This window comes from Streptomyces sp. NPDC002130 (genome assembly GCF_040296465.1).
Lineage (GTDB): Bacteria > Actinomycetota > Actinomycetes > Streptomycetales > Streptomycetaceae > Streptomyces.
Genome location: NZ_JBEOXI010000585.1, coordinates 1 through 2,280 on the forward strand (window position 1 = coordinate 1; position 2,280 = coordinate 2,280).

Here is a 2,280-nt window from a genome sequence, read left to right on the forward strand (position 1 = left end):
GTCGTCCCTTGGGAGTGTCCGATCAGGTCCACCTTCGAGCTACCGGTCGCGGTAAGGACTTGGTCGACGAACTCCGACAGCTGCCCTGCGCTGTCTCCGAGTGGTGCGAGGCCGCCGGCTGCGGAAATCGGCCACGGCTGGTCCGTTCGATTCCCGAAGGTGAGCGCGAAAACGCAGTACCCCTCGTTGGCCAGCACGGGTGCGAGTACGCCCCAATTTGTCTGACGGTTGGCCGCCGTCCCGTGCACCAGAACGACGGGATCAGGATGAGCAGCGGAAGGCCTGCACGAGAAGTCGTTGGTGCCGGGGGCCGATCCGCCCGGGTTGGTCGCTTCGAGGGCGATTCCACTGAAGAAACCGAACGGAACGGGAAGAGGTTCGTTCGCCGACGCAAGCGGTGTGGCGGTCGCAGCTACGGCTCCGGCCAGAGCGAGAGCGCCCACGCATGTTCGAATCCCCACCGAAGGCCTCCACATGTTGCTCAACCCACGACGGGCAATACCGAGTTGCACGGTACCGGCCGCTGGTGCGCGGGGTCGAGTGCATTGAGAGCAAAAGTCGCAGCGCGCAGCGATGCCGCGATGGCGAGGTGATCGGTGATGTCTTGCTCACAACCGTCCTGGACGACGATGTTGGTGGCGTTGGGCCCGGGCTCCAGCCCATTTGTGTACGGCAGCACCAGTTCGTCGTAGCGCGTCGTGATGTTCGTGTAGTGAACGCCCGGCGCGTAAACGCCTCCCGCACGGAGATTTTCGATGAACTCCGAACCGGCCCCCATGTTCAGACACGCCTTGCAGATCGGGAATCCGGCCTGCGCTGCCTCGGATACTCCGAGTTCGCGAAGGCTGCGGCCGATACTTGCCTGCTCGTTTCCGAGCGTTCCCTTCCACAGCGACGCCACCGAGACGATGTTGTCCACTTTGTCGGCACCACCGAGGAACTTCGCGTAGTACCGGGCACTCAGTCCGCCGGCGCTGTGCGCGACCACGCCGACATATGTGGCGTCAGCGGCGTAGGTACGAATCGCCTCGGCGATCAGTTCGGCATCTGCGGCAATCGTTTTGCCGGGAGCATCGACGAAGTGCGTCTCGTAGCCCGCATCCTTCAGTGCCCCGTCGAGGGCGCGGTAAGGCGCCTGATGTGCCTCGCCTGAGCTGTACAGCTGCTGGCCCGGAACGATGAAGACCACGCGTTTCCCTGTCGGCACCATGTATCGACGTGTTGGACCGGGGGTGCGTCGAGGAATGCCCGGTGGACTGCATCTACGAAGGAGCGCGGTCGCTCTACATCCACCCGGACGAATGCATCGACTGCGGTGCGTGCGAACCGGTCTGCCCGGTCGAGGCCATCTCGTACGAATCCGACGTCCCCGCCCGCTGGGAAGATTTCATCGATGACAATGCCCGCTTCTTCCATCGGCGACTGCCCGGTGCGGCCGAGGTAGTGGGGTCGCCGGGCGGATCCGCGAAGCTTGGTCGCGTAGGCGTCGATACGGAGCTGGTAGGCGGGTATTCGCACTCGAATCGTCCGGATATCGGACCGCCATCTCCCGCGCAGTGAGGAACGGCAATGACTCCCATTGTGACAGAGCTCCTTCCTTCGCGGCCTTACCCGAAACGGCGGGGGCTCAAGGGCACGTTCCTCTATTCCGCTGCCACTACGACCGATCCCAAACAGCTGGGCGTGATGTATCTGGTCACCTCGTTCGCCTTCTTCATGTTGGGCGGATTGATGGCCCTGCTGATCCGGACCGAACTTGCCGTCCCCGGTCTTCAGTTTCTCTCGAACGAGCAGTACAACCAGCTCTTCACCATGCACGGCACGATCATGTTGCTGCTCTATGCCACTCCGATCGTCTTCGGCTTCGCGAACTACATACTTCCCCTGCAGATCGGCGCACCGGATGTGGCGTTCCCGCGACTGAACGCGCTCAGCTACTGGCTGTACCTCTTCGGTGCGCTCATCACCGTATCCGGATTCCTCACCCCCGGAGGAGCCGCCGACTTCGGATGGACGGGATATACCCCGCTGACCAGGGCACTGTCACGTTAGTCGAAAAGTATAGCGGCGCGGCTGGTTTGGGGCAGGACGCTACGGCACGCCGCCGGGACGTTCACTTTCAGGCGGCGGCATCGGTGGCGGTGACTTCCTGCCAGACCGTGAAGCGGTCGGCCATCTCGGTCCGCCATTCGGGCGCAGAGAGTCTGTGCCGGTTGGGCCGGAAATGCGGTGAGATGCCCGAGAAGGCGGACAGGAATCGTTGCGCGTGCCCGGTTGATG

3 protein-coding genes and 2 pseudogenes are annotated in these 2,280 nt (G+C 63.2%); 2 read left to right on the plus strand and 3 right to left on the minus strand.

Features of this window, described 5'->3' with window-relative positions; all coding sequences use genetic code 11:
• On the minus strand, positions 1–443 hold a 443-nt coding region (locus ABT116_RS43110; RefSeq protein WP_351646206.1), incomplete at its 3' end, for an esterase/lipase family protein.
• Positions 444–481: 38 nt separating this feature from the next.
• Entirely contained in the window at positions 482–1,189 is a 708-nt protein-coding gene (locus ABT116_RS43115) for a lipase family alpha/beta hydrolase (RefSeq protein WP_351646208.1), read from the minus strand.
• A gap of 8 nt (positions 1,190–1,197) precedes the next feature.
• Here ABT116_RS43115 and fdxA point away from each other — a divergent pair, with 8 nt between their 5' ends.
• Positions 1,198–1,560: a ferredoxin gene (gene fdxA / locus ABT116_RS43120; protein ID WP_351646210.1), complete on the plus strand. Its 363-nt coding sequence runs from the start codon at positions 1,198–1,200 to the stop codon at positions 1,558–1,560.
• A gap of 9 nt (positions 1,561–1,569) precedes the next feature.
• Positions 1,570–2,043 (plus strand): annotated as a pseudogene (locus ABT116_RS43125) (cbb3-type cytochrome c oxidase subunit I); the annotation flags it as partial.
• 76 nt (positions 2,044–2,119) lie between these two features.
• Here ABT116_RS43125 and ABT116_RS43130 read toward each other — a convergent pair.
• Positions 2,120–2,280: pseudogene (locus ABT116_RS43130) on the minus strand (IS6 family transposase); the annotation flags it as partial.